Raw genomic sequence first — 15,166 nt, forward strand, 5'->3', positions numbered from 1 at the left:
GGCGAAGCCGCGGGTGGGGCTGCCTCGAAAAATACCGAGCAGACCCCCACCCCGACGCTGTGCGTCGATCCTCCCCACAAGGGGGAGTGTAAGAAAACTCACCGCCCGCCGATGACGCCGATATAGTCCGACACCCAGCGGTAATAGGGTACGCACTGATCGTTCTGGGTGGTGCATTTCGACACCGGCGTCTTCCAGAACTTGATCTTGTCGAAATTCTCGTAGCCGTTGGTCTTGCAGCCCTCGTCGGTCAAAAGCTCATTGCCCTTGCAGGCGGCGGGCACGACGGGCAGCGAACCGAACCAGGCCGAGACATCGCCCTGCACCTTGGGCGACAGCGAATGTTCCATCCACATATAGGCGCAATTGGGATTGGCCGAATCGGCTTCCATCATCGTGGTGTCGGCCCAACCGGTCGCGCCCTCCTCGGGAATGGTGGACGCGATCGGCTTCTTGGCGGCGACCAGCGTGTTGACCTGATACGGCCACGAGCCGGAAGCGACGACGCCTTCGTTCTGGAAATCGTCCACCTGGATGGCGGCGTCGTGCCAGTAGCGGCCGACCAGCGTGCGCTGGACGCGCAGCAATTCGAGCGCCGCCTTGTACTGGTCCTCGTTCAGTTCGTAGGGATCCTTGATGCCGAGTTCTGGTTTGTGGAACATCAGATAGTTGGCGGCATCCGCGATGTGGATCGGCCCGTCATAGGCCTGGACGCGGCCCTTGTTGGACTTGCCGTCCGGCAGTTTCATTTCCTCGAAGACGATATTCCAGCTCTTGGGAGCCTCCTTGAACACGTCGGTGTTGTACATCAGGACGTTGGGACCCCACTGGTAAGGAACGCCGTAATGGGCGCCGCCGACGGTGAACCAGGGCGCGTCCTTGAGGCGCTCGTCGACCGTCTTCCAGCTCGGGATGAGATCGGTGTTGATCGGCTGCACGCGCTTGCCGGCAACGAGGCGCAGCGAGGCATCACCCGAGGCGGTGACGAGGTCGAAACCACCCTCGTTCATCAGCGAGACCATCTCGTCGGAGGTGTTGGCCGTCTTGACGTTGACCTTGCAGCCGGTCTCCTTCTCGAAGGAGGTCACCCAGTCATAGCCCTTGTCGGTTTCGCCGCGCTCGATATAGCCCGGCCAGGCAACGATGTTGACCTGGCCTTCGGCCTTGCCAAGTTCCTTGACCTGGGCGACGGCCTGACCGGAAAAGGTCAGCGCGACCGTCAGTGCAGTGCATGACTTCAGGAATGAATTCATTATCGATCTCCCATTTTGGCGCTTGACCCCGAAAGCCGGCTTCGGTCTTCGCTAGGGGTCATGCGCGGACTGAAAACTATCGGTCGTCCTCTGGGCTTGATGCCGCTCTGATGGCAGCTTTGGTCCCTGAACCGAAAGGTGCTTGGAAAATTCCGGTTTCGCAAATTCATTTATCAGAACGACGATATCGGTTTTTCCGATAGGTCGACAGCCGATCTCTCAGGGACGCTGGCGGACCGTCCGCTGCGATTGCGCAAGACCGATGAAATCGCGCGCCGCCTGCGGCAGGCCGGAGCCACGCCGCCAGACCATGCCGACCTGCACCACCGGCAAGGAGCCCGAAATATCACGCGATTCGATGCGGTCGCCTTCCAGCGACCAGGGCCGGTAGACGAGGTCGGGCAGCAGCGCCACGCCGGCGCCGGTGGCGACGAGACTGCGCACGGCCTCCACGGAACGGGTGCGGAAAGCGACATGCGGCTTGGCGCCGATCGCCGTCAGCAGCTTGCCGGTGTTCTCCTCGATCTCGTCGACGGTCAGCATGATCAGCGTTTCGGAGGCAATGTCGCCAATGCTGATGATGTCGGCGCTGGCAAGCGGATGGCCGAGCGGCAGCCACAGCCGGTAGGCCGAGACTTCGAGGATTTCCGACTGCAACGCGGTGCGGTCGCGCAAATTGGAGGTGACCATGACGGCAATGTCGAGCTTGCCGCCGATCAAGAGATGCTCGAGGTAGTCGCCATTGTCCTCGATGGCCGAGACCTCGACCCCGGGATAGGCGCGGCGGTAGCGGGCGAGCAGATCCGACAGCACATAACCGGCGACCAGCGAGGTGACGCCGAGCTGCAGCCGACCGCCCGCTACCGCCTGCTCGCCGGAGAAAGAGCGGCGCGCGTCGGAGACATCAGCGAGGATCTTGGTCGCGTGACGCAGGAACTGGTGACCCTTGTGGGTGATGTTCAGGCCGCGCGGATGGCGTTCGAACAGTTCGACGCCGAGATCGCTTTCGAGTTCCTTGATCGCTTCGGTGACCGAAGATTGCGAGATGGAGAGGTTCTGGGCGGCGCCAGACACAGTGCCTTGCTCGGCCACGGCGATGAAGAACTGCAACTGGCGGATGGTGAAAGCCATGGCCGGACTAAACACCGGCGGCCGAGCGAAGGAAAGCCTATGGCGGAGCTTATCCCATGACCGAAGATTCGGCGCTGCGTAGTCAGCCGAGCGCCGATTTGATGCGCCGCCGGCATGCGGGACCGTAGCGCAGCGCAAGCATGAATGCCGTCCCACGACGACAACAATGATGCGGCCGCGACGCTGCTCGGCGCGACGCCCTGGAACGCGGGCTTTCTCGTCACCGGCTATCTGCTGCGCGGCAGTGGGCAGGATTCGTTCACGGTGGGTCTGCGTCATTGTCGATCTCGCGCCAATGGCGTTTTCGGCCGGATACGAGGTGTCGTTCGAACCCGAAGGAGAAACAGTTTTCGCCTCCGGTGACCGCACCGCGATCGAACGCGCAGTAACCAATCTCGTCCAGAACCCCATTGAACATGGCGGCCTATCGGGCTAGATCACCATCAGCATTACAGCTCCCGCCGTCATCGAGGTGCGGGACGAAGGCGGCGGCGTGCCACTGAGCGAGCGGGAACGCATCTTCGAACCGTTCTACCGACTTTGCCCGCAGGATCACGGTGCGGGCTCGGCCTCAACCTCGTGCAGGAGATCATGCAATTGCATGGCGGGCGTATCGAGATCCTCGACGGCAAGCCGAATGGCGCCTTCTTCAGGATGAGTTTTCGCGCTTTGCCCGCCTAGAGCTGTTCACTGCTTCATGGAAACGGCGAACCGCTCTAACTCTTCGTTTTGACGCAATTCCCAAGGGAAAGCGCTATCCGTTTTTCCCGGGAAAACCGTTTCACGCTTTTCATGGAATTGCTCTAGGCATTCCCGTAGACGGCCGCGTGAGCGCAGGCGTGTTTGACATCGGCGTAAATTGTAACTAACTAAGTTACATGAAACGCAACAGCAAACTGTCCTCGACCTTGCACATTCTCGTCCACATGGCCGAGAAGCCCGAACAGGCGCTGACCTCCGAGCAGCTTGCCACCTTCATCCACACCAATCCGGTCGTGGTCCGCCGCACCATAGCCGGGCTGCGTGATGCCGGCATCGTCACCTCGTCGCGCGGGCATGGTGGCGGCTGGCTGCTCGGGCGGGCGCCCGAAAAGATATCGCTGGCCGAGATCAGCGTCGCCCTTGGCGAGACGCTGCTGCCGTTCAGCACCGAGCCGGAAAGCCCCGGCTGCCTCGTCGAGCAAGCGGTGATCACCGTGCTCGACGATTTTCGCATCGCCGCCGAAAGGCTGCTGGCGGAGAAGCTGAGCCGCATCACGCTGGCCGACCTGACCGCCGATTTCCGCCGCCGTTTTGATCTCATTGGAGTGTCCAGCCATGCAGTATGACCTTGCTATCGTCGGCGGCAGCTTTGCGGGCCTGTCCGCCGCCATCCAGGTGGCGCGGGCAGGACGCAAGGTGCTGGTGATCGACTCCGGCCAGCCGCGCAACCGCTTTGCCGAGCATTCTCACGGCTTCCTCGGACAGGACGGGCGCGCGCCTGGCGCAATCCTCAACGACGCAAGGCAACAGTTGCTGGCCTATCCGACAGCCAGCGTTGTCGACGGGCGCGCGGACAAGGCTGTTGCTGCCGGCAGCAGCGATTTCGAAATCACCACCGATGGCGGCGAGACATTCGCCGCCGCACGGCTGGTGCTGGCCACCGGGGTGCGCGATATCCTGCCTGAGGTTGCCGGGCTTGCCGAACTCTGGGGCAGAAAAGTGCTGCACTGCCCCTATTGCCACGGCTACGAGGTTTCCGGCGGGCCGCTCGGCGTGCTCGCAACCGGTCCGATGTCCCTGCATCAGGCGCAATTGATCGCCGATTGGGGCGATGTCACGCTGTTCGGCAACGGCCTGTTCGAACCCGACACAGAACAGATGCGCGCCCTCGAGAGCCGAAAGGTGCGATTTGAGCCCGCCACCGTTGCCGAGTTACGGGAAGACGGCGCCGGCGGATTGATCGTCCACCTCTACGATAGCCGAAGGGCCGGGGTCAGGGCGATGTTCACCGCGCCGCGCAACACCATGGCCAGCCCGCTGGCCGAACAGCTCGGCTGCGCCTTCACCGAAGGCCTTCTCGGTCCGGTAATCGCCGTCGATGACAGGCAGCAGACGACCGTGCCCGGCGTCTACGCCGCCGGCGACGCGGCACGCTCGATGCACAACATCGCCTTTGCCGTATCGGCTGGCACCTTCGCGGGCGTATGCGCCCATCAGTCGCTGGTCTTCGGCTAGAACCCGGCTTCCTCGCCGGCGATGCTGAGCCGTGCGCCGGCCTGCGCGAGGGCGGCGGCTATGTCGCGCGGCGGCGAGCGGTCGGTGGCGAGTTCGGAAAAGCTGTCGAAGCCGCAGACCTGGACCAGACCAAGGCGGCCGAACTTCGAGTGATCGGTGATGACGAGCGAACGCTGGCCGCGCGACAGCACCATGCGGGCGAACTCGGCCTCTTCCAGATCATAGTCCATGACGCCCATCACCGCATCGATGGCGCCGGTGGAAATGATGGCGTGGCTGACCGAGAAGCGGCTGACGAAGTCGATCGCCGAGGCGCCGAAGGCGGCGCCGGAATCGCTGCGCAGCTCGCCGCCGGCCATGTAGACCTTGTTGCCGTTGATGGTGGCCAGCGTGCGGGCGATGTCCGACGAGTTGGTGACGACCGTCAGGCGCCGGTGGCCGAGCAGTTCACGGGCAAGGAACGAGGTCGTCGTGCCGGTGTCGAGCATGATCGATTCCCCGTCGCGGATGGTGGCGGCGACCATGCGGGCAATGACGCGCTTGGCGTCGGCATTCTCACGCATGCGTCGCTCGAACGGTGCTTCGCCGATCATCGACGGCAGGCCGATGGCGCCATGCATCTTGAGGACGGAGCCGTCACCGGTGAGCGGCTTGACGTCGCGGCGCACGGTCTCGAGCGACACGCCCAGCCGGTCGGCCAGACTGGCGATTGTGACGGTGCCCTCTTCCTGCAGCAGCCGCAGGATCTCGCCATGTCGTTTCGAATGGGTCATTGGGGTCGTTTCCGGTCGCATCGTCGCTTAAATGACCGTTTCTAAGCCAAATCTGCTGGGTATTACAAGAAAACTCGAAAGAATTCGGTCATAAAGGCAGAAAATGCCACAGAATCCCGTTGACATCAGGCATTGCGCGGCGTGACACTGATCTGGTGACAGGCTCGGACTGCCACGGGAGAACGATGGCAGAGCCGTATCCAAACTTGCGTGCCAAAAGGTCTGGAAACTGTCTGGCGCAAGGGCGAGGGAATTTTTCGAATCCGCGGGGGCGGATGCCGGCCTCGAAGAGCCCGGCACATGGGACTCGTCGGTGCGGCGCCGGATACCGATCCTGGATGCCGCGCCGACGAGGTTTTCTCCAAAACGAGCATTCGTCGAAACGGCACGCTCTCTCTGCCGTGCCGCCCGGTCGATGCCGTGTCCGACAAGAGACCAATCGCCAGGTGTCCAACCCATGACCGCCGAAGACCGCATCCGCGCCCTGCCCTGTTGGACCGGCAGCATCGAGATCGCACCGCTGCCCGGAGGCTTGAGCAACGCCAACTATGTCGTCAAGGACGCTGCCGGCAAACATGTCGTGCGCTTCGGCAAGGACTATCCGTTCCACCATGTCTTTCGCGAGCGCGAGGTGATGACGGCGCGGGCGGCGCATGCCGCCGGTTTCGCGCCAGCCGTCCGCCATGCCGAACCGGGCATCCTGGTGACGGAGTTTCTCGGCGCCAAGACCTATCTCGCCGAGGACGTGCGCGCCAATCTCGGCCGCGTCGCGGCCCTGATGCGCGCCTTCCACCGGGAGATGCCCAATCACGTCTCCGGCGCCGGCTTCATGTTCTGGGCGTTCCATGTCATCCGCGACTATGCGCGCACGCTTGAAGAAGGCGGCAGCCGCAAGCGCAGCGACTTGCCGCGCCTGCTGACGCTGGCCGACGAACTGGAGCGCGCGCAGAAACTGCTGCCGATAGTCTTTGGCCACAATGATCTTTTGCCGGCCAATATTCTCGACGACGGCAACAGGCTGTGGCTGATCGACTTCGAATATGCCGGCTTCAACACGGCGATGTTCGACCTCGCCGGCGTCGCCTCCAACGCCGGCATGAGCGACGAGGAATCCTTCGCCTTCCTGACCGCCTATTTCATGAAGGAACCGGATGAGGCGATCCGCCGTTCGCACGCGGCCATGCAATGCGCCTCGCTGCTGCGCGAGGCGATGTGGAGCATGGTGTCCGAGCTCTATCTCGACGCACCCGGCATCGATTACGTCGCCTACACCGAGGAAAACCTGACGCGGCTCGAAGGCGCGCTGGAAAACTACAGAACGAAGTACGGGATACAAAAATCATGACATTGCCGAGCCAGGCCGCCATCGTCGTCATCGGCGGTGGCATCATCGGCTGTTCGACAGCCTATCATCTGGCGCGCGACCACAAGGCCGACGTGGTGCTGCTTGAGCAGGGCAAGTTGACCTCGGGCTCGACCTGGCATGCCGCCGGCCTTGTCGGGCAATTGCGCTCATCGGCCTCGATCACCCGCGTGCTGAAATACTCCGTCGACCTCTACAAGGGACTTGAGGCCGAGACCGGCCTCGCCACCGGCTGGAAGATGACCGGCTGCCTCAGGCTCGCGACCAATGCCGACCGCTGGACCGAGTACAAAAGGCTGGCGACGACGGCGAAAAGCTTCGGCATGGACATGCATTTGCTGTCGCCGGCGGAAGTCAAGGCAATGTGGCCACTGCTGGAGACCGGCGATCTTGTCGGCGCCTCCTGGCTGCCGACCGACGGCCAGGCGAGCCCCTCCGACATCACGCAGTCATTGGCCAAGGGCGCGCGCATGCATGGCGCCAAACTGTTCGAGGATGTCCGTGTCGCCGGCTTCGAGATGAAGGATGGCCGCATCACGGTGGTGAAGACCAGCAAGGGCGACATCGCTTGCGACAAGGTGGTCAACTGCGCCGGCCAATGGGCGCGGCAGGTCGGGGCTATGGCCGGCATCAACGTGCCGCTGCAGCCGGTGAAGCACCAGTACATCATCACCGAGAAGATCGACGGACTGGCGACCGACGCGCCGACCATCCGCGACCCGGACCGGCGCACCTATTTCAAGGAAGAGGTCGGCGGGCTGGTGATGGGCGGCTACGAGCCGAACCCGCAGGCCTGGACGACTGATCTCCCCGGGGGCGACGTACCCAATGATTGGGAGTTCCGGCTGTTCGACGACGACTACGACCATTTCGAGCAGCACATGATGCAAGCGATCGCGCGTGTGCCGGCGCTGGAAACCGTCGGCGTCAAGCAGATGATCAACGGGCCGGAGAGCTTCACGCCGGACGGCAATTTCATCCTCGGCACGGCGCCTGAATGCGCCAACATGTTCGTCGGCGCCGGTTTCAACGCCTTCGGCATCGCCTCGGGTGGCGGCGCCGGCTGGGTGCTGGCGCAGTGGGTGGTCGATGGCGAGGCGCCGCTCGACCTGTGGGTGGTCGACATCAGGCGCTTCTCCAACCTGCACCGCGACCGGCAGTGGGTCCGCGACCGTACGCTGGAGGCCTATGGCAAGCACTATTCGATCGGCTTCCCGCATGAGGAGTATGCCAGCGGGCGACCGCGCATCGTCTCGCCGCTCTACGACAGGCTGAAACAACAGCGCGCGGTGTTCGGCTCGAAGCTCGGCTGGGAGCGGCCGAACTGGTTCGCGCCGGAAGGCGTCGAGCCGCAGGATATCTATTCGATGGGCCGGCAGAACTGGTTCGCGGCGGTCGGCGACGAACACCGCCATGTGCGCGAAAAGGTCGGCATCTTCGATCAATCCTCCTTCGCCAAATACGAACTGAGCGGGCCCGACGCGCTGAAGGCGCTGGACTGGATCTGCGCCAACGACGTCGGCAAGCCGGTCGGCCGGCTGACCTACACGCAGCTTCTCAACACGCGCGGCGGCATCGAGGCCGATCTGACGGTGGCGCGGCTGGCCGAAGAGACATTCTACATCGTCACCGGCACAGGCTTCCGCACGCATGATTCCTCGTGGATCAGCGACCATATCGGCGAAGGACTCAATGCCAGACTTGTCGATGTCACCGAGGACTTCGGCACGCTGTCGCTGATGGGTCCTCGGGCGCGCGACGTGCTTTCGGCGGTGACCGACGCGGACGTGTCGAACGCGGCATTCCCATTCGGCCACGTGCGTGAGATTGCCATCGCCGGCCACACAATTCGGGCGCTGCGCGTTACCTATGTCGGCGAGCTCGGCTGGGAACTGCATGTGCCGATCGCGGCCACCGGCGAAGTCTTCGACGCGCTGATGGCGGCAGGCAAGGAGCATGATATCCGCCCTGTCGGCTACCGGGCACTGGAATCGCTGCGGATGGAAAAGGGCTATCGCGCCTGGGGGTCCGATATCACGCCCAACGACACGCCGCAGGAAGCCGGGCTCGGCTGGGCGGTCAAGCTGCGCAAGAACACGGATTTCATTGGACGGCGCGCGCTCGAGACGGCCAGCAGCACGGCATTGAAGAAGCGCTTTGCCGGCTTCACGGTCGACGATCCCGAGATCGTGCTGCTCGGCCGCGAAACCATCCTGCGCAATGGCGAGCCTGTCGGTTATCTCACCAGCGGCGGTTATGGCTACACGGTGGGCCGGAACATCGGCTACGGCTATGTGCGCAACGCCGACGGGGTGAGCGACGATTTCCTCGCCTCGGGCGACTATGAACTGGTGGTCGCGATGGAACGAACACCGGCCAAGATCCATCTCGAGCCGATGTACGACCCGGCAGCGGAGAGAGTAAAAGCCTAGTTCACCCGCAGGGCCAGACCGCGGCTAGGGACGGTGTCGGCCTCGCCCGGCATCGAGACGTAAGGACGCGTTTCCTCGACGCGGGTGACGAGGCCTCGCGCTTCTAGCTCAGTGATGCGCGCGGCAAAGCCCTGATCCCACAGCGTATTCTTGACCGTCAGCACGATCACTCCGCCCGGCCGGCAGATGCGGATCAGCTCGTCCAGCCCCTCGACTCCGACATGACCCGAGGTGAAGACGCCAGCCGAGATCACTCCGGCATAAGCATCGTCGGCAAAGGGCAGATGACCGCCCAGCGCCAGGCAATGCAGTGCCGAATAGACGTCCTTGCGTGCGGCCTGGGCCAGCATGCCTTCAGAAATGTCGAGCGCCTCGACCTGGGGATAGCCGGCAATATTCAACCATTCGCCGATCAGCCCGGTGCCGGCCCCGGCATCGAGCAGCGGTGCCGCGCCGCGCGGCAGATGGCGGGCCAGCAGTGCGAGGCAGATTGTTGGGTGGCGATAGCCGGCAGCCGACATGTCGGCGTCATAGGTCTCCGACCAGCGGTCATAGAGTGCGGCGACTTCCTCTGGCCGCTTCGCTGCATAGGCAGCGCCAAGCGCGCCCTGATGTTTGCTGTCCGCCACTTTTGTCCTATCCGCCAATCTGTGAACCCTCAATCGGATGATAGCCAAAGCACGAAAATTGTGGAACCGTCGCTGCGACAAATAACAGCGTGGGGGCGCAGGCATGGTGACGGACGAGGCGCGTGCGGCACTGGACGCCATTCCGATGCTGGCTGGCTACACCGGGCCGCTGGAACGGCTCGGTGGCCTCACCAATCTGGTCTTCAAGGCCGGCGAGTTCTGCCTGCGCATTCCCGGCAAAGGCACCGAAGAATACATCAACCGCGCCAACGAAGCGGTAGCAGCGCGCGAAGCGGCAACGGCCGGGGTCAGCCCCGAGGTGCTGCATGTCGACCCCGGCACCGGGGTCATGGTGACGCGTTTCATCGCCGGCGCCGAGACGATGTCGCCGGAAAAATTCAAGGCCCGATCTGGCAGCCCGGCACGGGCCGGCGAGGCCTTCCGCAAGCTGCACAATTCAGGCGCGGTGTTTCCTTTCCGCTTCGAACTGTTTGCGATGATCGACGACTACCTCAAGGTGCTGTCGACCAAGGATGTCGCCCTGCCCGCCGGCTATCACGACGTCGTGCGCGAGGCGGGAAGCGTGCGGTCGGCGCTGGCCGCCCATCCGCTGCCGCTGGTTGCCTGCCACTGTGATCCGCTGTGCGAAAACTTCCTCGACACCGGCGAGCGGATGTGGATCGTCGACTGGGAATATTCGGGCATGAACGATCCGCTCTGGGACCTTGGCGACCTCTCCGTGGAAGGCAAATTCGACACGACGCAGGATGAAGAGATGATGCGCGCCTATTTCGGCGGCGAGGCCAGGCAGGCGGAGCGCGGCCGCATCGTCATCTACAAGGCGATGTGCGACCTATTGTGGACGCTGTGGGGCCTGATCCAGCTCGCCAACAACAATCCGGTCGACGATTTTCGCGCCTATGCCGTCGGGCGGTTCGTCCGCTGCAAGGCACTGATGGAGACGCCAGAGTTTTCACGGCATCTGGCGGCCATACGTCGGGGCTGAGCCTGGACTAATTCACGCCCTTCGGCACGTTCTCCGGCGGCACGGTGGTCTCGACCACTTTCTGGCGGTGGAAGATGAACAGACCGGCCAGGACGACGATGCCCGAGCCGATCAGGATGCGCGGACCGGGAACGTCGCCGAAGAACACCAGTCCGAACACCACCGCCCACAGCAGCAGCGTGTAGTGCAGCGGCGCCAGCGTCGAGGCTGGCGCCAGCTTGAGTGCCCTGGTGATCATCAGATGCGCGCCGCAGGAGACGATGCCGAGCAGCAGCATGGCGCCAAAGTCGAGCGCCGAGGGCGTCTGCCAGGCGCCGATGGTCAGCACACCGCCGACCATCAGCGTGCCGATGGTCTGCCATGTCACCAGATTGGTGTCGCTGGTGCCGCGCAGCCGGCGGTTGAGGATGATGGCGAAGGCGAAGGAGATGCTGCCCACCAGCGCAAAGCCCGATGACAGCGAGAACGCCGCCGAGGAGGGTTTGAGCATGATCAGCACGCCGCAGAAGCCGAGCAGGATCGCCATCCAGCGGCGCCAGCCGACCTTTTCGCCAAGCAAAAGGTGCGAGAGTGCCGCGACGTAGATCGGCCCGGCCATGTAGAAACTCATCACATCAGCAAGCGGCAGATAGACCACCGCGGCATAGAAGAGCGCGGTGTCGAGCGTGGTCATCACAACGCGCAGCAACTGCAGTTCCAGGCGTTCCATGCGAAACAGCTTGGCCGTGCCCTGATGGGCGATCATCGGGCCAAGCACGAAGAAGGCGCCGATTGACCGGATCAGCACCACCTGGCCGACGGAGAAGCTGGCGACCAGCCACTTGCCCATGGCGTCGTTCAGCGCAAACAGGAAGTCGCCGGCCAGCATCAGCAGAATGCCGGCCAAAAGCACGTTCCTGATCACCGAATTCTGTGCCACGGGCTGCGTCATGCCGGTCCCGATTCCTCTTTGTTTTGACGCAATTCCGGACGGAAAACCGTTTCACACTTTTCCTGGAATTGCTGTAGCCGCGTCGTAGACGGAAGCGGCGGCTTTGACGAGGAGAATTCGGGCAATGGGTAAGACCAGCGCCGGGAATCGGCTGTGTCTAGGCGGATATGTGCCGCCGATTCACCATTCCCGGCCTTCCATCGATCGAAAGCCTGGTCTCCTGCTTCGTCCGCTCTGCCACCACCTTGCCCCTGGCGATGACGCACAGGCGCTCGGCGCGCAGGCGCAAGGCCTCGACCGGATTGCCGGCGTCGAGGACGACAAGGCTGGCGCGCTTGCCGGCCGCGAGGCCGAGATGATCAAGGCCCATGATCGCGGCATTGACGTTGGTGACCATGTCGAAGCAGCGCGCCATATCGGCCGGGCTCGACATTTGCGCTACATGCAGGCCCATGAAGGCGACGTCGAGCATGTCGGCGGTGCCCAGCGAATACCAGGGATCGAGCACGCAATCCTGGCCCCAGCCGACGCGAATGCCGAGCGCCAGCATCTCCTTGACCCGGGTCAGGCCGCGGCGCTTCGGGAAGGTGTCGTGGCGGCCTTGCAGCATGATGTTGATCAGCGGATTGGGAATGACTGAGACTCCCGCCTCGGCGATCAGAGGCAGCAGCTTCGAGACATAGTAATTGTCCATCGAATGCATCGAGGTGAGGTGCGAGCCGGCGACCTTGCCGTACAGCCCGAGGCGCTGCGTCTCATAGGCAAGCTGCTCGATGTGACGCGACAGCGGATCATCGGTCTCGTCGCAATGCAGGTCGACCATCAGGCCGCGCCTGGCCGCGATCTCGCACAGCTCCGTTACCGAGCGCGTGCCGTCGGCCATGGTGCGCTCGAAATGCGGGATGCCGCCGACAATATCGACGCCCATGTCCAGCGCGCGGATGGTGTTCTCCCGTGCCGTCGGCGAGCGGTAGAACCCGTCCTGCGGGAAGGCGACCAGTTGCAGATCGATGTAGGGGGCGACCATTTTCTTGACCTCGAGCAGCGCCTCGACCGCCAGCAGGCGGTCATCGCAGACATCGACATGGGTGCGGATGGCGAGCAGGCCCATCGACACCGCCCAGTCGCAATAGGCAAGCGCGCGGTCGCGCACCGCCTCATGCGTCAAAAGCGGCTTCAGTTCGCCCCACAGTGAAATGCCTTCGAGCAGCGTGCCCGACGCGTTGATGCGCGGAATGCCGTAGGAGAGCGTCGCGTCCATGTGGAAATGCGGATCGACGAAGGGCGGCGAGACAAGATTGCCTCGGGCGTCAACCTCGGTCAGCGCGGAACCCTGCAGAATGGGCTCGATCACCGCGATCGTCTCACCGCTGATGCCGATGTCGGCAACCCTGCCATCAGGCAGTGTGCCGCCGCGAACGATAAGGTCGAAATCCATCTGTCGTCATCCCGTCAAAAGAATCATATGATGTGGCCGAAGCTGAAAATCGCATCCTGTCGATGCCGCTTGCAACAGCGGTTTGTCCGCAGCGGCCGCGGATGGTTCCATCCGGCCGCAACTCCCTCTATAAGCCGGCTTCGTTGTCCCGGCTTCAAGGATCCGCCGTTTGTTTCGTTTCTTCCGCTCGACGGAAAACCAGCGCCTCGTTGCGAGGCTGCTCCGGGAATCCTTTTACCAGCACAGGTTTGGCTACGGCGCCGCGATCTTGTCGATGCTTGTGGTGGCCGCCACGACCGGCGCCAGCGCCTGGATCCTCAAAGAGATCACCGACGAGTTCGTGGTCTTCAAGCGGATGGACCGCGTCAATCTGATTGCGGCGGGGGTCGCCACGATCTTCATCCTCAAGGGCCTCGCCAACTTCATCCAGGCCTATTTCATGAGCCGGGTCGGCAACGCCATCGTCGCCGACCGTCAGCGCAAGATCTACGACCGCATCCTGGCGCAAGGCATCGAATTCTACCATTCGACCTCGTCGTCCGACCTGATCACCCGCATGACCAACAATGCGCAGGCGGCGCGCAACGTGCTCGACCTCGTTGTCACGTCCTATGTGCGCGACCTGGTATCGCTGGTTGTCCTGGTAGGGGTCATGGTCTGGCAGCAGCCAGCACTGTCTCTAATCTGCTTCGTGGTCGGCCCCTTGGCTATCTACGGGGTCAACCGCATCCTGAAACGTGTTCGCAAGTTCGCGGCGATGGAGTTTCGCTCGGTCGGCCAGATCGTGCAGGTGATGCAGGAAACGGCAATCGGCGTCCGCGTCGTCAAATCCTTCAACCTCGAAGGCGCAATGCGCAGCCGCATGTACAAGGCCGTGTCGGACGTCGAGAGCCGGGCCAATAACATCGCGACGCTTGAGGCTGCGACAAGCCCGGTGATGGAGACGCTGGCCGGATTGGCGATCGCCGGGGCCATCTTCGTCAGCGGCTTCCTGGTCTTGCAGGGCGGCCAGATGCCGGGAAACATCATGGCCTTCATCGGCGCGCTCCTGTTTGCCTATGAGCCGGCAAAGCGCCTTGCGCGCGTGCGCATCTCACTGGAAAGCGGCATTGTCGGCGTGCGCATGATGTTCGAGCTCGCCGACCAGCCGCTGACTCTGGTCGAGAAGCCGGACGCGAAGCCGCTTCTGGGCGGACCGGGCGAGATCCGGTTCGACGCCGTCGAGTTCGCCTATCAGAATGGGCCGCCGGTGCTGGACAGGTTCGACCTCACCCTTGCGCCCGGCAAGATGACGGCGCTGGTCGGGCCTTCCGGCGGCGGCAAGTCGACGATTCTAAACCTGATCATGCGCATGTACGACCCGAAGAGCGGCAAGGTACTGTTCGATGGTCAGGATATTTCCCATGCGACGCTCGCATCGGTGCGGGAAAAGATTGCCTATGTCAGCCAGGATACGTTCCTGTTTGCCGGCACCATCATGCACAACATCCGGCTTGGGCGCGAGGGCGCGACCGACGAAGAGGTGATCGCCGCTGCCAAGGCGGCCAACGCGCATGACTTCATCAGCGCGCAGGCGAAAGGCTACGAGACGGATGTCGGCGAGAATGGCGGCCTGCTGTCGGGCGGCCAGCGCCAACGGATCTCGATCGCACGCGCCATGCTGCGCAATGCCGAGATCCTGCTGCTGGACGAAGCGACCAGCGCGCTCGACGCCGAATCGGAAGCGCTGTTCCGCGACGCGCTGCAGCAGCTGACGGAAGGCCGCACGACGATCGTCATCGCGCACCGTCTGTCGACCGTGCACCAGGCCGACACGATCGTGGTGCTCGAAGCCGGCAGAGTGGTGGAAAGCGGCCCGCACAGGGCATTGCTCAAGCAGGGCGGGCTTTACCAGAAGCTTTATGAGTATCAGTTGATGCCGTGAGGGTGTTCCGGATGTTGGCGCCATGCGCCCTCATCCGGCCCTTCTGGCAACCTACTCCCCGAGGGGAGA

At 63.3% G+C, this 15,166-nt stretch carries 13 protein-coding genes and 1 pseudogene; 8 read left to right on the forward strand and 6 right to left on the reverse strand.

Annotated features, from left to right (window positions below):
• Positions 1-98: 98 nt before the first annotated feature.
• Complete coding sequence (locus ASD12_RS16635; RefSeq protein ID WP_056588165.1) at positions 99-1,253, reverse strand: ABC transporter substrate-binding protein; 1,155 nt, start codon at positions 1,251-1,253, stop codon at positions 99-101.
• Positions 1,254-1,472: 219 nt separating this feature from the next.
• Positions 1,473-2,384, reverse strand: a complete 912-nt coding sequence (locus ASD12_RS16640) for a LysR substrate-binding domain-containing protein (protein WP_056588166.1) — start codon at positions 2,382-2,384, stop codon at positions 1,473-1,475.
• A gap of 144 nt (positions 2,385-2,528) precedes the next feature.
• Between ASD12_RS16640 and ASD12_RS35360 the strand changes: the two genes are divergently transcribed.
• The 4 genes and pseudogenes from ASD12_RS35360 (at position 2,529) to ASD12_RS16650 (ending at position 4,601) form a co-directional block, all read left to right on the forward strand.
• A complete protein-coding gene (locus ASD12_RS35360; RefSeq protein ID WP_082583322.1) occupies positions 2,529-2,747 on the forward strand; it encodes a hypothetical protein in 219 nt (72 codons plus the stop codon).
• Between the two features lie 130 nt (positions 2,748-2,877).
• Positions 2,878-2,934 (forward strand): annotated as a pseudogene (locus tag ASD12_RS35885) (hypothetical protein); the annotation flags it as partial.
• A 328-nt stretch (positions 2,935-3,262) separates the two neighbouring features.
• A complete protein-coding gene (locus ASD12_RS16645; protein WP_056588168.1) occupies positions 3,263-3,712 on the forward strand; it encodes an Rrf2 family transcriptional regulator in 450 nt (149 codons plus the stop codon).
• A complete protein-coding gene (locus tag ASD12_RS16650; protein WP_056588170.1) occupies positions 3,702-4,601 on the forward strand; it encodes an NAD(P)/FAD-dependent oxidoreductase in 900 nt (299 codons plus the stop codon). Before ASD12_RS16645 ends, ASD12_RS16650 begins: the two co-directional genes overlap by 11 nt.
• Here the strand turns inward: ASD12_RS16650 and ASD12_RS16655 are convergent.
• Positions 4,598-5,374 (reverse strand): DeoR/GlpR family DNA-binding transcription regulator, encoded by a 777-nt coding sequence (locus ASD12_RS16655; RefSeq protein ID WP_056588173.1) that lies wholly within the window; start codon positions 5,372-5,374, stop codon positions 4,598-4,600. The two genes, ASD12_RS16650 and ASD12_RS16655, sit on opposite strands and share 4 nt — an antisense overlap.
• A gap of 457 nt (positions 5,375-5,831) precedes the next feature.
• Here ASD12_RS16655 and ASD12_RS16660 point away from each other — a divergent pair, with 457 nt between their 5' ends.
• Complete coding sequence (locus ASD12_RS16660; protein WP_056588175.1) at positions 5,832-6,719, forward strand: phosphotransferase family protein; 888 nt, start codon at positions 5,832-5,834, stop codon at positions 6,717-6,719.
• Positions 6,716-9,169: an FAD-dependent oxidoreductase gene (locus ASD12_RS16665; RefSeq protein WP_056588178.1), complete on the forward strand. Its 2,454-nt coding sequence runs from the start codon at positions 6,716-6,718 to the stop codon at positions 9,167-9,169. The genes ASD12_RS16660 and ASD12_RS16665 overlap by 4 nt, the downstream gene beginning before the upstream one ends.
• Here the strand turns inward: ASD12_RS16665 and ASD12_RS16670 are convergent.
• Positions 9,166-9,798 (reverse strand): class I SAM-dependent methyltransferase, encoded by a 633-nt coding sequence (locus tag ASD12_RS16670; RefSeq protein WP_056588181.1) that lies wholly within the window; start codon positions 9,796-9,798, stop codon positions 9,166-9,168. The two genes, ASD12_RS16665 and ASD12_RS16670, sit on opposite strands and share 4 nt — an antisense overlap.
• A gap of 103 nt (positions 9,799-9,901) precedes the next feature.
• Between ASD12_RS16670 and ASD12_RS16675 the strand changes: the two genes are divergently transcribed.
• Positions 9,902-10,804, forward strand: coding sequence for a phosphotransferase family protein (locus ASD12_RS16675; RefSeq protein ID WP_056588186.1), 903 nt, complete (start codon positions 9,902-9,904; stop codon positions 10,802-10,804).
• 7 nt (positions 10,805-10,811) lie between these two features.
• Here ASD12_RS16675 and ASD12_RS16680 read toward each other — a convergent pair whose 3' ends face one another.
• Together ASD12_RS16680 and ASD12_RS16685 are read right to left on the reverse strand one after the other, a co-directional pair.
• A complete protein-coding gene (locus tag ASD12_RS16680; protein WP_056588189.1) occupies positions 10,812-11,735 on the reverse strand; it encodes a DMT family transporter in 924 nt (307 codons plus the stop codon).
• 157 nt (positions 11,736-11,892) lie between these two features.
• The gene (locus ASD12_RS16685) at positions 11,893-13,173 is read right to left on the reverse strand and encodes an amidohydrolase family protein (RefSeq protein WP_056588193.1); all 1,281 of its coding nucleotides are present in this window, start codon (positions 13,171-13,173) and stop codon (positions 11,893-11,895) included.
• Between the two features lie 169 nt (positions 13,174-13,342).
• Here ASD12_RS16685 and ASD12_RS16690 point away from each other — a divergent pair, with 169 nt between their 5' ends.
• Entirely contained in the window at positions 13,343-15,097 is a 1,755-nt protein-coding gene (locus tag ASD12_RS16690; protein ID WP_056588196.1) for an ABC transporter ATP-binding protein, read from the forward strand.
• The last annotated feature ends 69 nt before the right edge of the window (positions 15,098-15,166 follow it).

The sequence above is a fragment of the Mesorhizobium sp. Root102 genome (genome assembly GCF_001425625.1).
Taxonomy (GTDB): Bacteria; Pseudomonadota; Alphaproteobacteria; order Rhizobiales; family Rhizobiaceae; genus Mesorhizobium.

Coding starts and splice junctions, on each gene's coding strand:
- ASD12_RS16665 (WP_056588178.1), top strand. CDS start 6,716: ATGACATTGCCGAGCCAGGCCGCCATCGTCGTCATCGGCGGTGGCATC.
- ASD12_RS16680 (WP_056588189.1), bottom strand. CDS start 11,735: ATGACGCAGCCCGTGGCACAGAATTCGGTGATCAGGAACGTGCTTTTG.
- ASD12_RS16650 (WP_056588170.1), top strand. CDS start 3,702: ATGCAGTATGACCTTGCTATCGTCGGCGGCAGCTTTGCGGGCCTGTCC.
- ASD12_RS16660 (WP_056588175.1), top strand. CDS start 5,832: ATGACCGCCGAAGACCGCATCCGCGCCCTGCCCTGTTGGACCGGCAGC.
- ASD12_RS16640 (WP_056588166.1), bottom strand. CDS start 2,384: ATGGCTTTCACCATCCGCCAGTTGCAGTTCTTCATCGCCGTGGCCGAG.
- ASD12_RS35360 (WP_082583322.1), top strand. CDS start 2,529: ATGCCGTCCCACGACGACAACAATGATGCGGCCGCGACGCTGCTCGGC.
- ASD12_RS16675 (WP_056588186.1), top strand. CDS start 9,902: ATGGTGACGGACGAGGCGCGTGCGGCACTGGACGCCATTCCGATGCTG.
- ASD12_RS16655 (WP_056588173.1), bottom strand. CDS start 5,374: ATGACCCATTCGAAACGACATGGCGAGATCCTGCGGCTGCTGCAGGAA.
- ASD12_RS16645 (WP_056588168.1), top strand. CDS start 3,263: ATGAAACGCAACAGCAAACTGTCCTCGACCTTGCACATTCTCGTCCAC.
- ASD12_RS16685 (WP_056588193.1), bottom strand. CDS start 13,173: ATGGATTTCGACCTTATCGTTCGCGGCGGCACACTGCCTGATGGCAGG.
- ASD12_RS16635 (WP_056588165.1), bottom strand. CDS start 1,253: ATGAATTCATTCCTGAAGTCATGCACTGCACTGACGGTCGCGCTGACC.